This window comes from Nostoc sp. FACHB-110 (assembly GCF_014697425.1).
Lineage (GTDB): Bacteria > Cyanobacteriota > Cyanobacteriia > Cyanobacteriales > Nostocaceae > Nostoc_B.
Genome location: NZ_JACJRU010000044.1, coordinates 49,640 through 65,942 on the forward strand (window position 1 = coordinate 49,640; position 16,303 = coordinate 65,942).

General features: G+C 38.1%; 8 protein-coding genes. 5 read left to right on the forward strand and 3 right to left on the reverse strand.

Annotated features, from left to right (window positions below):
• Positions 1-328 precede the first annotated feature (328 nt).
• The 3 genes from H6G69_RS27780 to H6G69_RS27790 all read left to right on the forward strand — a co-directional run bounded on the left by H6G69_RS27780 (position 329) and on the right by H6G69_RS27790 (position 9,457).
• Complete coding sequence (locus H6G69_RS27780) at positions 329-5,242, forward strand: DUF4011 domain-containing protein (protein WP_190692347.1); 4,914 nt, start codon at positions 329-331, stop codon at positions 5,240-5,242.
• Between the two features lie 81 nt (positions 5,243-5,323).
• Positions 5,324-5,863, forward strand: a complete 540-nt coding sequence (locus tag H6G69_RS27785; RefSeq protein WP_190692348.1) for a hypothetical protein — start codon at positions 5,324-5,326, stop codon at positions 5,861-5,863.
• A 294-nt stretch (positions 5,864-6,157) separates the two neighbouring features.
• On the forward strand, positions 6,158-9,457 hold the full coding sequence (locus H6G69_RS27790) for a patatin-like protein (protein WP_190692349.1): 3,300 nt from the start codon (positions 6,158-6,160) through the stop codon (positions 9,455-9,457).
• A 76-nt stretch (positions 9,458-9,533) separates the two neighbouring features.
• On the opposite strand, the gene H6G69_RS27795 is transcribed toward H6G69_RS27790, so the two are convergent.
• Positions 9,534-10,850 (reverse strand): aminopeptidase P N-terminal domain-containing protein, encoded by a 1,317-nt coding sequence (locus H6G69_RS27795; RefSeq protein ID WP_190692350.1) that lies wholly within the window; start codon positions 10,848-10,850, stop codon positions 9,534-9,536.
• Positions 10,851-11,650: 800 nt separating this feature from the next.
• Between H6G69_RS27795 and H6G69_RS27800 the strand changes: the two genes are divergently transcribed.
• Entirely contained in the window at positions 11,651-12,901 is a 1,251-nt protein-coding gene (locus tag H6G69_RS27800) for a VCBS repeat-containing protein (protein ID WP_190692351.1), read from the forward strand.
• Positions 12,902-13,035: 134 nt separating this feature from the next.
• On the opposite strand, the gene H6G69_RS27805 is transcribed toward H6G69_RS27800, so the two are convergent.
• Both H6G69_RS27805 and H6G69_RS27810 read right to left on the reverse strand, forming a co-directional pair.
• Positions 13,036-13,251, reverse strand: a complete 216-nt coding sequence (locus H6G69_RS27805) for a DUF2839 domain-containing protein (protein ID WP_190692352.1) — start codon at positions 13,249-13,251, stop codon at positions 13,036-13,038.
• 182 nt (positions 13,252-13,433) lie between these two features.
• Complete coding sequence (locus H6G69_RS27810; protein ID WP_190692353.1) at positions 13,434-14,990, reverse strand: helicase C-terminal domain-containing protein; 1,557 nt, start codon at positions 14,988-14,990, stop codon at positions 13,434-13,436.
• A gap of 143 nt (positions 14,991-15,133) precedes the next feature.
• Here H6G69_RS27810 and H6G69_RS27815 point away from each other — a divergent pair, with 143 nt between their 5' ends.
• Positions 15,134-16,096, forward strand: coding sequence for a M48 family metallopeptidase (locus H6G69_RS27815; RefSeq protein WP_190692354.1), 963 nt, complete (start codon positions 15,134-15,136; stop codon positions 16,094-16,096).
• Positions 16,097-16,303 lie beyond the last annotated feature (207 nt).

Below are 16,303 nucleotides of genomic sequence, written 5' to 3' on the forward strand. Positions count from 1 at the left end.
TCACGCATACTTTGTTGGGTTACGCTATCGCTACACCCAACCTACTATTCTCTTAACTGAACCGTATTGTAATCAGGTGACATTTTTTAACTTTATACTCTGATTCAGCTAGGGTGCGATCGCTAATACTGAGTATTCCATCAATTTACATTCTGATTTTGTTGATTTTGCTGTAATATATACCGTCTGTCGATGTTTAGCATCTACTCAAGTTGCGATCGCCGATAATATTTATGAATGAGTTAACTTACCTTTAAGTAAACAAAAGATTAAAAGAAAAAAGTTAGTATAATATTAAACAAAAAGTGTTTTTACGGAAAAGACTAAAATGAGACAGTCCAATCCAAGCTCTCAACAAAATCTTATTCAAAAGATTGCTAAATGGAAAGCTGGACTGGCTGACATAGGGAAAAGAAACCCCTTAATTAAATTTCGGGAAGATAGTCCCCGAACTCTGGAAGTGTTGACAAATGAACCAGGTATCATCTTCCAGAACCTGATAAAAGATAAAAAAACACTCAAATTCCAAATACTAGATAGCGAGTATCAAGATATTACTCGTGCATTAGCACCAGCCAAAAATCAATTAGAACTTATTACTCGTCAGACAGGGAACGAACAACTCAAGCGTTTGAAAAAAATACGTGCTGAGGCGCGAAAGTCAGTGGAAGAGAGAGGAGTTAACAGCCTGTTTCTCGCACTGGGAACGTTGACTTGGTATGACAAAGATAAACCCGAAGAAGCCTTAATCTCACCATTAATTTTGGTTCCTGTAGAGTTAAGTAAAGAATCTAGACGAGATGTATATAAGATATCTGCTTTGGATGAAGATGTTGTACTTAATCCAACCTTGGCACAAAAGTTAAAGCAAACTTTTGGAATTGACTTTCCAGAAGCAGAGGTTATAGAAGACCTAGTTTATAACGAAATACTTACCCAAGTTAGACAAATATTAGCTGCACAAAAGAGATGGCAAATTAAAGAGAATATATTTCTCTCATTATTCTCTTATGCTAAAGCAACCATGATTCGAGACATTATTGAAAATGAAGCTCGAATTTTCTCTCACCCAATTCTACAAGCAATTAGTGGAGATTTAACTAACTATCAGTCTAACTACAAAGAACCATTGCCTGCATCTGCTTTAGATGCACAAATTAAACCAGAGCGCATATTTCAAATTCTTGATGCTGATTCTAGCCAGCAAGTTGTGATTGAAGCGGCAAAATCTGGTTCTAGCTTTGTTGTTCAAGGGCCACCAGGAACAGGTAAAAGCCAAACTATAGTCAATATAATTACTGAATTGGTTGGTGCTGGTAAATCAGTTTTATTAGTAGCAGAGAAAGAGACAGCTTTAAGTGTTGTTTATAAACGCATAGCCGAATGTCGTTTAGAGCATATTTGTCTAAATCTTCATCACAGTGGCACTACCGATAAACGAGAATTAGTCAAGAATTTATCAAAAACAATTGATGATTTAGCTCAAATATCAGGTGCATATAATCGTCAAAGTTTATTTGAGAGACTTGTTTCCACTCGTCAATCGCTCAATTTTTACCTAAATAGTTTACATATAAAAGAAAAGCCATTAGATAAATCACCATTTGAGATATTTGGTGAGATTCTAAGAAAAGAACGTGAAAGTATACCAGATGTAAATCTCATACTTTCTAACTTCAATGAATGGACACAAAATCGCTTGCTTGAAGCTAAAGATTTATTGACTCAGTTAGCTCAATTTTTACCATTTTTCAAAGGAGAGAGAACAACTATTTGGGCGAAAAGCTCTCTAAACTCTTATTCCTACGCACTTGAGTTAGAAATTAGGGAGAAGCTAGGTGAGTTTCAGCAAGCAATTTTGACAATACCAAATCTTAACCAAAAACTTCAATCAATCCTGCAATTACAACCTGTATCTAATTTAGCATCTGTAGAGACTTACGATCACACCTTATCATATATTTCAAAAGCTCCGATTCAATTACCAGAAAATTGGGTTACGACAGATATTTTCAATGCTCAGAATGCTTTCAATATTTTAAAAACTGATGTTCAAGAGCTTGAAAAAAATAGTCTTACCTCTGAAGCTAAATCTTTATTAAGGGAACTTTCTTCATTTTTGCCATTTTTAAGAAGAGAATCAACAAATATTTGGGAAAATAGCAAAATAAAGTCTTTTTTTGAGACTTTAGAAATAGAACTAAATAGTAAACTTGATAAAATTCAGCAATCTATTTTTAGGCTTCAGTCTGCTAATCAAAGATTGCAAACATTTTTAGGGATAGAACCTTTATTGAAATTGGCAGATATAGAAGCTTGTATTCCTGCTTTGAGACATATACAAAACGCGCCATCCGAGTTACCAGAAAATTGGACTAGAGTAGATATTCCAAATGCTGATAATGCTTTTAATAAGTTGAAGGCGGATATAAAATTTTTAGAGGAAAATGAGCCATTTATTAAACAAAAATACCATTCTGATTTATTTTCTTCAGAATTATCTGCCTTAGCTAATAGGTTTCAGAGATATAGCCGTTTTTGGATTATTCGAGTTTTTAATCGTAGATACAGACGTGATATTAAACTTGTAAAGAGACTAAGCACTACGCAAGGAAAAATTTCATACAATGAATTAAAACGCGATTTAGCACAAGCTGTTAAAGTACAAGCAGCACGAAATGAACTGTATCACAGTGCCTACCCTGCGCATCAAGTTTTTGGTTCTTTATTTAATCCAGAAGTTTCTCAAGAATCAGAATTAAGCAACATTGAAGCAGCCTTAAGTTGGGTAAATAAATTACAACAATATTCACTATCTTCTTCTTCTGTTCAGCGTATTGTCAATTCTCCATCTCTGCGGAATGAATTAACTGAATTAGTTAATCAACTTGAATCATTTGCTGAAGATTTTCAGGAAGGGCTAGATTTTCTTCTTTTATACTTTGATGAAAATGCAATTATTGGGAGCTATGTACCTCGTAATCAAATTTCACTTACTGATATTATCAATTTTATTGATCTAGCAAAGGCAGATTTAGCTAAGTTTCGAGATTGGTTAAGTTTTAAAAAAATTTATGAGCAGTTACAACAATCGGGACTTCAAGAATTTGTCAATGCTTTGCGTGATGGTAAACCTAACCCTATTGTTTTTTTACGAAATAAGATAAGTCAAACTGACTACCTACCTGCTCAAGTTTTTGGCTCTTTATTTAATCCGCAAATCTCTACAATAGCAGAGTTGCAACCAATTGAAGAAGCTTTAAATTGGTTGGTTGGACTACAACAATATTCGCTTCCTGCTAATTCTGTCCAGCGCATCTTAAATTCTCCTTCACTGCGTCGTGAATTGGCTGAAATAGTAAAAAATGTTGAATCTACCAGAAACCAGATTAACCAAGGATTAGATTTTCTGCTATCACACTTCAAGGAAAGCGATATTACAGATAGTTATCTATCTCGCAATCAAATTCCTTTTGTCGAATTAGAAAATTTCTTGAACTTGGCTCAAGCTGAACTTGCATACTTTCAAGAATGGTTAACTTACAAAGAAATTTATGAAAGGCTAGAAAATCTAGGTGCAAAGAAATTCTTAGATATCTTACGTGAAAGCAACCTCGAACCGACGCTTTGGTTTCCAGTTTTAGAGAAACGAATTTACCAAACCTGCCTTGATGCTATCCTAGCCCAAAAACCAGAACTCAAAAATTTTAATGTTGAGTTACATGAACAGAAAATCAAAGAATTTTCTCAGCTTGATACTGATCAACTAGATGCTGCGAGAAAACGATTAAAACTACTTCATGTACAATGCTGGCAAAATTCTCAAAAGTCCTCAGTTATTCAAGATGAGTTAGCAATATTAAGGAAAGAAGCCAATAAGAAAAGGCAACATTTACCTATTCGCAAACTTTTGAATGACAAACAAAAAGGCATACCAAACCTGGTTAAAGCATTAAAGCCATGCTGGATGATGAGTCCACTTTCGGTTAGTCAATATATTAATGCTGATGTAGTTCATTTTGATGTCCTCATTTTTGATGAAGCCTCTCAGTTGCGTACAGAAGATGTTGTTCCTGCAATTCTGCGTGCTGATCAAGTTATTGTAATTGGGGATAGAAAACAACTTCCCCCTACATCATTTTTTGCAACGGGAACAGGAGAAAGTGAAGAAGATTTAGAAGATGAGGATGATGCAAGCTATGAAAGTGTTTTAGATGAATGTTCAAATTTTATGTTTGGACGCACACTAAAATGGCATTATCGCAGCCAAGATGAGCGTTTAATAGCTTTTTCTAATAAAAATTTCTACGAATCTGAGTTAGTAACGTTTCCAAATCCAATTCAAAATCCAGATTTGGGAGTATGGTTTCGACACGTTGCCGATGGAGTATATGATCGCAGTGGACGCAGAGACAATCAACGGGAGGCTCAAGTAGTTGCTCAGTTAGCGTGTGAGCATTTCCAACGGGTTCCTGACCAATCTTTGGGTATTATTGCCTTTAGCGAAGCTCAAGCTGATGCTATTCAAGAGCAAATAGAGATTTTAGGGAAAAACAATCCCGAATTTGATATATTTTGCAGCGATAATTCACCACAGTTTTTTCTGAAAGCACTAGAAAACGTTCAGGGTGATGAACGAGATGCAATTATACTCAGTGTTGGGTATGGTCGTGACTCTGAAGGTAAACTTAATCTTAATTTCGGCCCTATTAATAAGCTAGGTGGAGAACGAAGACTGAATGTTGCTGTCACACGCGCAAAAAGCAAAATTACGCTGGTTTCTTCTATCGTGGCTGGTGATATCGATATATCACGCAGCAAGAGCAAGGGTTTAAGATTACTGCGGGATTATCTGGAGTATGCAGCCACTGGAGGCGAACGGCTAGAAGGTAATTTGTATACTGACCAACTTAAATTTGACTCGCCATTTGAAGAAGACGTTTATCACACCTTAGCAGAGCGCGGGTATACAATTCGTAGCCAAGTTGGATGTTCGGGTTATCGAATTGACTTGGCAGTTGTCAATCAAAATCGCCCAGGTGAGTTTGTCTTAGGTATTGAGTGTGATGGTGCATCTTACCATAGTTCCCCGACAGCAAGAGACCGCGATCGCCTCAGACAACAAGTCCTAGAAAAATTAGGTTGGAAGATTCATCGGATTTGGTCAACAGATTGGTTTCGTAATAAACCCGCGCAAGTTCGCCTTTTGATAGAAAAAATTGAACAGCACTCGAAGCCATAGAAGCAAAATATCCCACCTAAAAAATGCCGAAAATAGAAGCCAAGATACTGTAGATAAACATCTACCAATTTTTTGCAGACAATGAATAGCAAAGTTAAATTCTTGATGGCGGCTGTCACCCTGGCTTTATCATCTGTAGGGGGAAGTGTCTTAGCGCAGACAAAACTGACAAACCAATCAAAAGTAACTATTAATGGTATTGGGCCTGTGCGAGTTGGGATGACTGTTAACCAAGCCGCCACAGCCGCAGGTACTCGCTTAGTGGGAAGTTCACCCAATAACACTTGCTACTACGTCAGCCCCCAAGGACAAAGAAACCAAATAGGTTTTATGGTGACTGGTGGTCGCATTGCTAGAGTCGATATATATAAAAATAGCCAAATTACTACTGTTAAAGGTGCAAAAATCGGTGACACCGAAGCACGCATCAAAGCACTCTATCCAGGACAAATTCAAGTCTCACCCCATAATTACGTTCCCAAGGGACATTATCTCAGTTTCGTGCCTAAAGACCGTAGCGATCGCAATTATCGAGTAATATTTGAAACCGATGGCAAGCGTGTAACTTTGATTCGTGCTGGTAAATTGCCAGAAGTTGAGTATGTAGAGGGGTGTTCTTAAATATCTCAGTTTTTTCGGGTCTTACAGCAGTTGTCACTTATTCATAATTAGCGTAAATCCTCGACTATTCATAGTGTAGAAGTCGGGGATTTAAATTTTTTCCCAATAGTATTTATATATTTATTAAGTAAAATCGTCTTGCAGCTTGTAGCTTCTGGAATTTGAGAAATTTTTGTGTGGTAATTGAAAAGTTTAGCGATGCCTTAGGCGAGCTTTGCTAACGCGCCATCCTACTGACAAGGATTTTGAAATTGCTCAATTGTCTTGTAGTTATCAGACTTGCTACCAAAAGTTATGACTTCATTTCCAGATTCTCATCAAATCAAAACTAACTCTACTGCCCTACCACCTGAATGCACCTACACTCAAGAAATCCGTTTTGCCGTAGTCATGTATGGCGGAGTGTCTCTAGCTATATACATGAATGGAATCACCCAAGAGTTATTTGAATTAGTCAAAGCCACCGCACCAGACCCAGAAAATACTAAAAATTTAGCTAAATTTACAGACAAAGAACTAACAGGTTCAGGACGTGTGTATCGCAAACTAGGTCAATTACTAGGTAGTGAATTTTCTGATGAAAATAAACGTAAAGAATTATCGGAAATCACACAAACTACATCGATTTCTACACGCTTTGTCATTGATATTCTTTCTGGTACTTCAGCTGGCGGCATTAATGCAATATTTCTTGCAAAAGCACTTGCGAATGACCAGTCAATTGAGCAAATTAAGAATTTATGGATTAATGAAGGCGATATTGATAAATTAATTAACGATCGCCAATCTTTAAAAGACTTACCAGGTATCACCCTCCAACCACAGCCAGAATCTCTACTTAACAGTGAGAGGATGTATATCAAGCTGCTTGACGCCTTTGAGCAAATGGAGAAATTGCCCTCGCTTCAGTCTTATCCTCACAAATCAAATTCGTATATTTCTCCTTATGTAACAGAGCTAGATTTATATGTAACAGCAACTAATATTCGTGGACAAGTTGTCCCAATTCAATTAGCTGACCAAATAGTTACAGAAAAAAATCATCGCCATGTTTTTCACTTTGTTTTCTCTGCAGATGAAGCTGATAATAGCCGCAATGATTTTGAGAGCAAAAATAATCCATTTTTAGCCTTTTCTGCTCGTTGTACTTCAGCTTTTCCACTGGCTTTTGAGCCTATGACATTAAAAGATGCTGAATCAACACTAAGCAAACTAGGAAAATTTAACGCCCAACACTTCAATGAATGGAAGCAAAAATTTCTCAGTAAATATGAAGAGGGAAAAAATTGTGTCACCATCTTACCTGCGGAAGAACTTGCTTTTGGTGATGGTGGTTATCTTGATAATAAACCTTTTAGCTATGCCATAGATGAAATTTTACGACATCGCTCTGACTTACCTGTAAAGCGTAAGTTAGTTTATATAGATCCATCGCCAGAACAACCTGAATTTAATTCTCAATCTCACAGTAAACCTAACGTTATCGAAAACAGTTTGGCGGCTCTAATTAGTTTACCTCGTTATGAAACAATTCGAGAAGATATTACCAGAGTCTTAGAACAAAACAGATTGATTGGGCGTTTATTAAGAATCACGAACGATTGGAAGTTAGAAGATGATATTCAATCTTTCAACAATTTTCATCAACTAGAAAAACAAACAACAATCACTCAGCAAGATAAGAGTCTTGATGAGATGATTCAAGACAAAGGTATTAGTTACGGTAGCTATCACCGATTAAGAATTTCGGCTGTAACTGACGATTTAGCTTTACTGCTGACTAGTACATTTAACTTTAATGAAGATTCAGCCGAATTTTTAGCAATTCGTCGCTTATTAAGAGAGTGGCGACAACAATATTATTGTGAATCTCATAAATCTCAGCAAGATGCCTGTAAAAATTTTGAGAATAACTTTTTAAATACCTTTGACTTTGAATATCATGTCCGTCGATTTTATTTTCTTAAACGGAAAATTAATGATATTTATCGACTTGACAAATCTGCAAAAGATATTTTGTGTAAAATTGCGCCGGATGAGCTAGGTTTACAAGAACATCTAGATAAACAAGAGTTGAGAAAAGAATTACAAAACATAAAATCTATTATCAGTCAAGGACTGAAAGATTTATTTAATGTTAGATATTGCTTAAAGACCCCATTTAAGCATCATTCAATATCTAATAACTTAGTGAACAATCAAGAAATAAAGGATAAGATATATTCTTTCCAAGAAACTGCTCAAAAAATTAGTATTAACCGAGGACAATTAGCGAAAATCCTGGATGAATTTCAAGGCGGCGATCAACAATCATTAAATGAAACTAAAGATAATTCAGCAGCCAAAACTCTTTTAGATAGAAATCGAGACATCTTAGAGAAATTAACTATACAGTTGGCGGATGTCTTGCAAACTGTTTTTAATACAGTAGAAGAAAAATGTCAAAGAAAATTTGCTGAAGGAAAACAATCAAAATCAGCCGCAAAAATTGTCGCCTGTAAAGCTATTAAATATTATTTTGATAACTATTTAGATTACGATATCATCACTTTTCCAATTCTTTACGGCAGTGGTATCGATGAAGCAGATGAAGTAGATGTGATTCGGATTAGCCCTGAAGATGCTACCGCTTTAATTGATCAGAAAAAAGAAACTAGACGCAAATTAGCAGGTAATTCCTTGTATGCTTTTGGTGGTTTTCTTAATCAAGAATGGCGGAAAAATGATTTGCTTTGGGGTCGGCTTGATGCTGCGGAACGTTTGATTAGTGCTTTATTACCTGGAGATGATTATCAAGAAAATCGGCAACAACTAATCAAAGAAGCTCACATAGCAATTCTTGAGGAAGAGTTAATAGTAGGAGAACATCACCAATTATTAAATTTATTGAGTAAGATTTTAGTGAATATTCCGCCTACTCAACAAGATAAGCGACACATCAGAGATTTTGCTATCAAAACTTTAGGTGAATCGACTTTTGACTCTAGGCTAAAAGATATCTTTCAAGGATGTTTAACTAAAGAAGAGCTTTTAAATTACTTTCAAAATAAAAATAGCGGTTATGAGGTAGATCGCCGCCTGGATTCTGCCTTGGCTTTGCGCTATACTGCGCGTTCAACGCAAGTATTTGGCAAACTTCTTGAAGGTTTATCTAATCAAAAGGTAATCAATGCTAAAGGAATTTCTATTTGGGTAATTCGTGTAGGCAGAATACTGTGGGGTTTAGCGGAAATCGCTGTACCAAAAACTTTTTGGAACATAGTATTTCAGTATTGGCTACAGCTATTATATCTAGCGGAAATTCTCGTAATAATTGGCGGTTTTGTATTCCAGGCTGCCTTTGTGAGTAACTTTGGTGTACAAGCTTTATTAATTACCTTAGCGGTGCAATTTACTTTCTGGATGTTAAGTTTGATAATTCAAAAACCACGGGAATCACGACCGATTTTAATATTTTTGGCAATTGTTTTATGGTCTGCTTTAGGTCTATTGGGGGCGCATTCTGTTTGGCAGGCATTATCTAAATATATGTTCAGTCCTCCAGGCAATGCGACTCAGATTTTGCAAAATATCTTGTGGCAATTTCATAAATAATCTGGGAAATATATTCTATGCCTATGAGTCATGAATAAACACTAATAACTCATGACTCATAACAAACATCAACAAATTAATATATTTTCTCTACTTCATTCACCTCTTTGGGAACCCCAGCCGTTAATATTTCATGTCCTGTGGGAGTGACTAACACATCATCTTCAATGCGAATACCAATACCAACCCAACGCGGATCGGTTGCTGGTTGGTCTTCGGCTAGTTTGGTATCTGGGACAATATAAATTCCAGGTTCCACTGTCAATACTTGACCGGGTTGTAAAATTTGCGGTTTATCATCACCATGTTGATACACACCAACATCATGGACATCCAAGCCTAACCAATGGCTGGTGCGGTGCATATAGTATGGTTTGTATTTCTCTTCTTCAATGAGTTTATCAACTTCACCTTTGAGAATCCCGAGGTCAACTAGACCCTCGGTGAGGACGCGTACAGCAGCATCGTGAACACAATTGAATGTATTACCTGGTTGTACTTGAGCGATCGCTTGTTTTTGAGCTGCTAATACAATTTCATATAATGCCTTTTGTTCTGGCGTAAATTTACCACTGACAGGGAATGTTCTGGTGATATCCGAGTTGTAATAACCATACGCACAACCAGCATCAATTAACAGCAAGTCGCCGTCTTGCATTTGGCGTTCATTTTCGATGTAGTGGAGAACGCAAGCATTTACACCGGAAGCCACAATTGAAGGATAAGCTGGCCCCATACCACCCCGCAGCCGAAAGATGCGTTCAATTTCAGCTTGAATTTCGTATTCATAACGGCCGGGTTTTGCGATCGCCATTGCTTGATTATGTGCTTCAATAGCAATCAAAGCTGCTTGGCGCATCATTTCTAATTCGGCTTCACTTTTAATTAGCCGCATACTGTGTAGCACTGTACAGGTATCTTCAATGGCAATTGGCCCTGTACCACGTTTAGGATAAGTCCGCAGTAAAGTTTGATAATTTCTGAGAACTTTTTCATTAAAAGCGCGATCGCGTCCTAGGTGATAATAAATGCGATCAGCTTTTTCTAAATATTGTGGCAACTTTTCGTCTAATTCGTTAATTGGGTAAGCTTCATCCGCACCATAAAACTCTTTGGCTTTTTCTACCCCACAGCGATAACCAGACCAAACTTCCTTTTCACGCTCCTTTGGCTGGACAAACAAAATAAACTTGTGTTCTGGATGATGCGGTGCTAATACTGCAACGGCTTGCGCTTCATTAAACCCAGTCAAATAATAAAAATCGCTATCTTGGCGATAAGCATATTCAACATCATTGTGCATGACTGCCATTGGCGCACTCCGAAAAATTGCAGTGCCATTACCAATTTTTGCCATTAACTGTTCGCGGCGCTGCCGATATTCTGATTGCATAGTGGTTCAATTTGTGAAATTATTGTGTTACTTTACACATTTAACAGCTATAGGCTCAACAGATAAAGCCTTTGTGCAGTTGCTTGTCTCAGTTATTTTAACTAAATATTTCTCACGCTTCTATTAAAAAAGAACAGCCTTAAGAAGTCAAAAGTAAGAAGTCAAAAGTAAAAAGGTAATCCCCTTAAATAGCACTTTGCTATAAATTAAGCTTTTGGTTGAACAGAGTGTGGGCAAGACGTTGTTGCAAGAGGATTCCCAACACAAACGCCTTTAAAAGGCGGGGCTTCTGAGCCAAGCGGTTGTTGGGGCTGATGTTTCGCTACGCCCTACACCCTACACCCAGCCCTTTTGGGGCTGGGTGATTTTTGCATCAGTCTTGTTCTAGTAGCTGTTGTCTATTTCCTGATAAATATTAACTTTTGTCGGGCTGATTTTATCAACTCGATTTTTTTATTTTCATAACAACAATGTTTTCAAACCAGCATTTTGTTAAGAAAACATTGTATTACTTGGGCATTTATATTTTTAATTACTGCTAACTAAATCACAAAAATATTTTTGATTGGCAAAGCCTGACATAAATAAAATACACTGACAATCTGAAATATTGATTATTAGACACTTGCAAAAAAAATAGAAATGCTTTACGCGCATTATTATGCAAATTAACCTCTATTTTGCTTATCAAAAAATGTTTATAAAAGAACAATAAAAAATGAATAACTGTTATTTGGTTACAGAAAGGTATTCTCTCTTCAAGGTAAAACTTTGAATACAACCAGTCATAAAAAGAAACTATGTCTGCAACTCAAAATTCCTCAGGTTTTGGTAATAGTAACCTGTTTAATGAATCATTGAATAAATCAGCACAATTGTTATCTGACCTAAATACTGACCTAGATTCTAGTAATTCTTTTCTATCTAGTAGCAGCAGTTCATACAATTCATTAGAAAACAGTACTTCTTTAACACAACAATCAACAGTTCCTACCGCCAGTGCTAACCCTAACCCTTATTTGAGAAGTGCAGCAATCGCACCAGATTTTAACGGTGATGGTAAAGTTGATAAACTTTGGGTTAACGCTCAAACTGGTGAAATTGTAATTCGGTTAATGGATGGGTCACAAGTACTTTCCCAAGGTTCTATGGGTAAGTTTGACATCAGTACTTGGACTTACAAAATTGCCGATTTTAACAATGATGGTAAAACTGACTTCTTATTAAGAAATACAAAGACTGGTGAGAATATCATCGCACTGATGGATGGAACTAAAGTTGCTAGTACAGCAGCTTTAGAAAAAGTTGATGCTAATTGGAGTCCTTTAATTGGTGATTTCAATGGCGATCGCAAAACTGATATCTTCTGGAATAATGCCAAAACTGGTGAAAATGCAATATGGACAATGGATGGCACAAAAGTTGTGAGTTCCAATGTCCTAGACAAAACAGCAGTAGGATTAACTCCTACTATTGTTGACTTCGATGGTAATGGAAAGAGCGATATTTTCTGGCGCAATGCTAGCACTGGCGAAAACAGCACTTGGTTTATGGATGGTTCCAAAGCCAGCAAATTTAATCTCCAATCTCAAGCGGCTGGTTGGACTCCCATCCTTGGTGATTTCAACGGTGACTTGAAGACTGATATTCTGTGGAGAAATACTTCCACAGGTGAGAACAAAGTTTGGACGATGAGCGGCATCATCGTTTCTGAAGGCGCAGTCAAAACCCTTGATTCAGGCTGGAAAGCCAACATTGGTGATTTCAACGGTGACGGCAAAACAGATATCTTCTGGCACAATGAGAAGACTGGTGCTAACACCGCTTGGTTGATGAACGGTACAGCAGTGAGTTCCGAAGCCTTCCTCCCCAGCAATAGCGCAGCCTTGACACCATCCTTTGGCGACTTCAACGGCGACGGTAAGACAGATGTCTATTGGAGAGATCAAACCACAGGTGTTGATAAGATTTGGACAATGGATGGTACTAAAGCAACCGAAACAGCTGTCGCTGACAAAGACAAACTAGGTGCTGCTTGGTATACAGGCTGATCATTTAGTTGAGGCGGTAAAAATATTAATAGCAGAAGGAAATAGTTAATATCTTCCTTCTGCTCAAGCAAAGGCATTATGCTCTAGATAAGCAGAGCATACTGCCTCTTTTTATTTGGAGAAAAGCGCAATTTTTAATCTACTACGTGCCACCAACCAAAAGCAGGGCCAATAAAACGAATAGTTACCCACGCAACAACCATACCACCAATGCCAACCCAGGCTCCACGAGTAGTCCAAGCGACAAATAATTCGGCTTGGTTTTTGGTAATTGGAATCCAAGGCATGATACGCTCTTGTTGACCGTATTTTTCTCCCAGTGTTTCTTTGCGACGTTTTGCTTCACCCATAATTAGCAATTCAAAAATTCCAATTAGTTAATGTATCTCATATCAGAAATGCGATCGCATCCCTGATGCAATCTTTTGAAGTTCCAAATGTGCGAACAAGCTGATGATAGCGTTTGTGCTGAAGCGATTTCTAGCAGTTGACAAAATGTAAATAGCCAACGCTATTTTTCAATGGCTTGACTTTAAGTAGAATGTTCTTCATCGGGGTTGGCAAATAAACTAGGGTCTAAGTAGTTAATCCGTGCTAAGGGACTAAGAGCCGCGAGAATTTGGGAACCATAGCTACGATTAATAACCCGACCATCGAGCAAAGCTACCACACCTTGATTTTCTCTCACTGGTGCTACTGCGCGTTGCAATTCATTTAAAGCTGCTGGTAATAAATATAAACGGAACCAATCTTGGTGCGATCGCTTGTAGTATGCTACCCTCCCAGCCACTAGCGGATTTTCTAAAGATGGCAAAGGTAACGTCGCAATAATTAATAGATGAGGCGCAGGTAAAACATTTTGATGTTCCCGCCAATATTCCCAACCACTAATTAAAATCCCATTTTCATCTAAACAAGTTCTTTCTACTTGCACCCGCGAACCAAACTCAGATGCCAAAATCGCCCCTACCTGCGCCTTAAGCGGGACATCCCCTACTAAAATAACTGTCAATCCTGGTGCAGTCGCACTCAAACACAGCAGTGTGCGAACTTTGTGAATAAAAGCTGCTTGAAATTCTGGTGTGTTAGGTAAAGGTAACTGATGGGGTACATAAAGCTGAATAGCTTCGGCTTGACTATCTGAAGAAAATTTCAAGCAAGTTACATCATCTAACCCCAGCCGTTGCCGAAATACAGGAGCCTCCGTTTCTGATTCTAAAGCACTGCCGATTAACACAACGGGCTGTCGTTGCCAAATAGGTGCAAGAATCTTGCCTAGTTCAATTGGGGCGTAATGCAACGAGAATAAAGCTTGACGGCGTGCAATAGTCGTCCAAAAAAGATGCGGTGAGCAATTTTCAACAGAATTTTCATTGATGCATTGAAATTGCTCCCAGAAATTTTGCCAAACCTGAGGAATTGTATCTAGCTCTAATTCCGCAAAAAGACAATTAATAATTTCAACTTCTGGCTGGGAGATAAGATAGCACTCATAAGGATTTGCTGGGTGTTCCCAGACTTCTTTGGTTAGCTGAGTCCTAGCATTCAAAATTGTTTCAACTTGCTGAGGACAAGCCAGCATCAGTTCATCCCAGTCTTGTGGTTGGACATTTTGAACAAGTTGATGACGTACCCAATCTTCTAAATCATCCACCCCATCAATAATTGTAGGAATACCAGGGGGAAAAGCCTCAGAATTTGTCAACTGTCCTTTTAACCAAGCTTCTGGGGAAGTCAGGAGTAGCCCTTGGAACTGAGAATTAGGCCAAGCGTCACCTGTCCTGATTGGTTTTTTGGCTTGCAACCACTGTTGTAAGCGGGGAATTTCTACTTGCAACAGACGTTGTTGCACCGTTTCTGGAGCAACAATAATAACAGGGCCTTGCCACATCAATGCTGATGCGACAAAACTAGTGCGATATCGTCCTTGATAACCACAAGCTGCCCCTACTTGAATTAAGGCACTACGTCCTAGACGCAAGGCGCGTGCTACCAACCTTGCCATCGTCAAATGATGGGGCCAGGAAGGGAAACCTGCCTGCGATCGCAGGAAGTTATGTAGTGACAAATGAACTTCTGCCTCAATCACACGCTTCTAATCCCATACAAAGTGATTTTTGAATTTCCATTAGCCCCATTTCTATTATTCAGTTAACAGTTATCAGTTACCAGTTATTAGACTGATAACTTAGACTGTTCACTGTTCACTGATAACTGTTCATTGATTAAATTATGCCAACTTACACAGGAATTTCCAGTGAAGCCTTCAGGCATCCACTGGATAGCCAAGCCGAACAAGCTTTACGAAATTTACCAGGATTTGATTTAATTGCCCGTAAATTTGTGGAATTTGTCTACGAGCGCCCGCAGTTAGTTTATCTAATGGGTAACGCCATCCAAGTAGGGCCTCGGCAATATTCCACTATTTATCAGATATTCCGCCAATGTGTGCGCGATTTGGACATTTACCCAGAACCTGCACTGTTTGTCTCACAAAATTCCCAAGCAAATAGCTATGCTCTAGGGCAAGAAAATCCCTTTATTGTCATAAACACAGGCATACTAGACTTACTAGAGGAAGTCGAAATTAGGGCAGTGCTAGCCCATGAACTGGGGCATATTAAATGTGGTCATACTATTTTAATTCAAATGGCGATGTGGGCGATGAGTGCTGCTTCTGCCTTGGGTGAATTAACCTTCGGCATCGGCAATTTTGTTACCCAAGCTTTGATTTACGCCTTTTTTGAATGGCGACGCAAGGCAGAATTAACAGCAGATCGGGCTGCACTGTTAGTAGTTGATGACTTAAATACTGTGATGACTTCGATGATGAAGCTGTCTGGCGGTAGTAACAAATATGCCCACGAATGTAGTTTACCGGAGTTTATTCGCCAGTCAGAAAATTATCAAGCATTAGACCAAGACGGACTCAATCAAATATATAAGTTCTTGATTTACAATGGCGCACAGGGTATGATGTTGACCCATCCTTTTGGTGTGGAACGCATACGCTATTTAAGGGAGTGGGCAGTATCAGAAGAATACCAGCAAATTCGCCGAGGTAACTATCCGCGATCGCCATCTGTTGGTGCAGTAAATGTTGCATCCCAAACCCCCACGACTGAAGCTGAAAAATTGCGCCAGCAAATTGAAGAATTACAACAAGAAATTAACAGAATGAAAAAGTCTCAGTAAAAACAGAGTGGGCATGATCATGCCCACTCTTAAACATATACTAAATCTAGATTTTATAAGATTATCTTATTATTTCGAGTATAAAATAATAATTTTTCTCAGAGGATGTTTGGAAAGTATTAAACGAATCAATTAAGCCAGTCTTCTCAGCATTAACCGAATCATTGCAACTTGCACAAATGTTTCATGGGTCTGCGGTAAAATCTC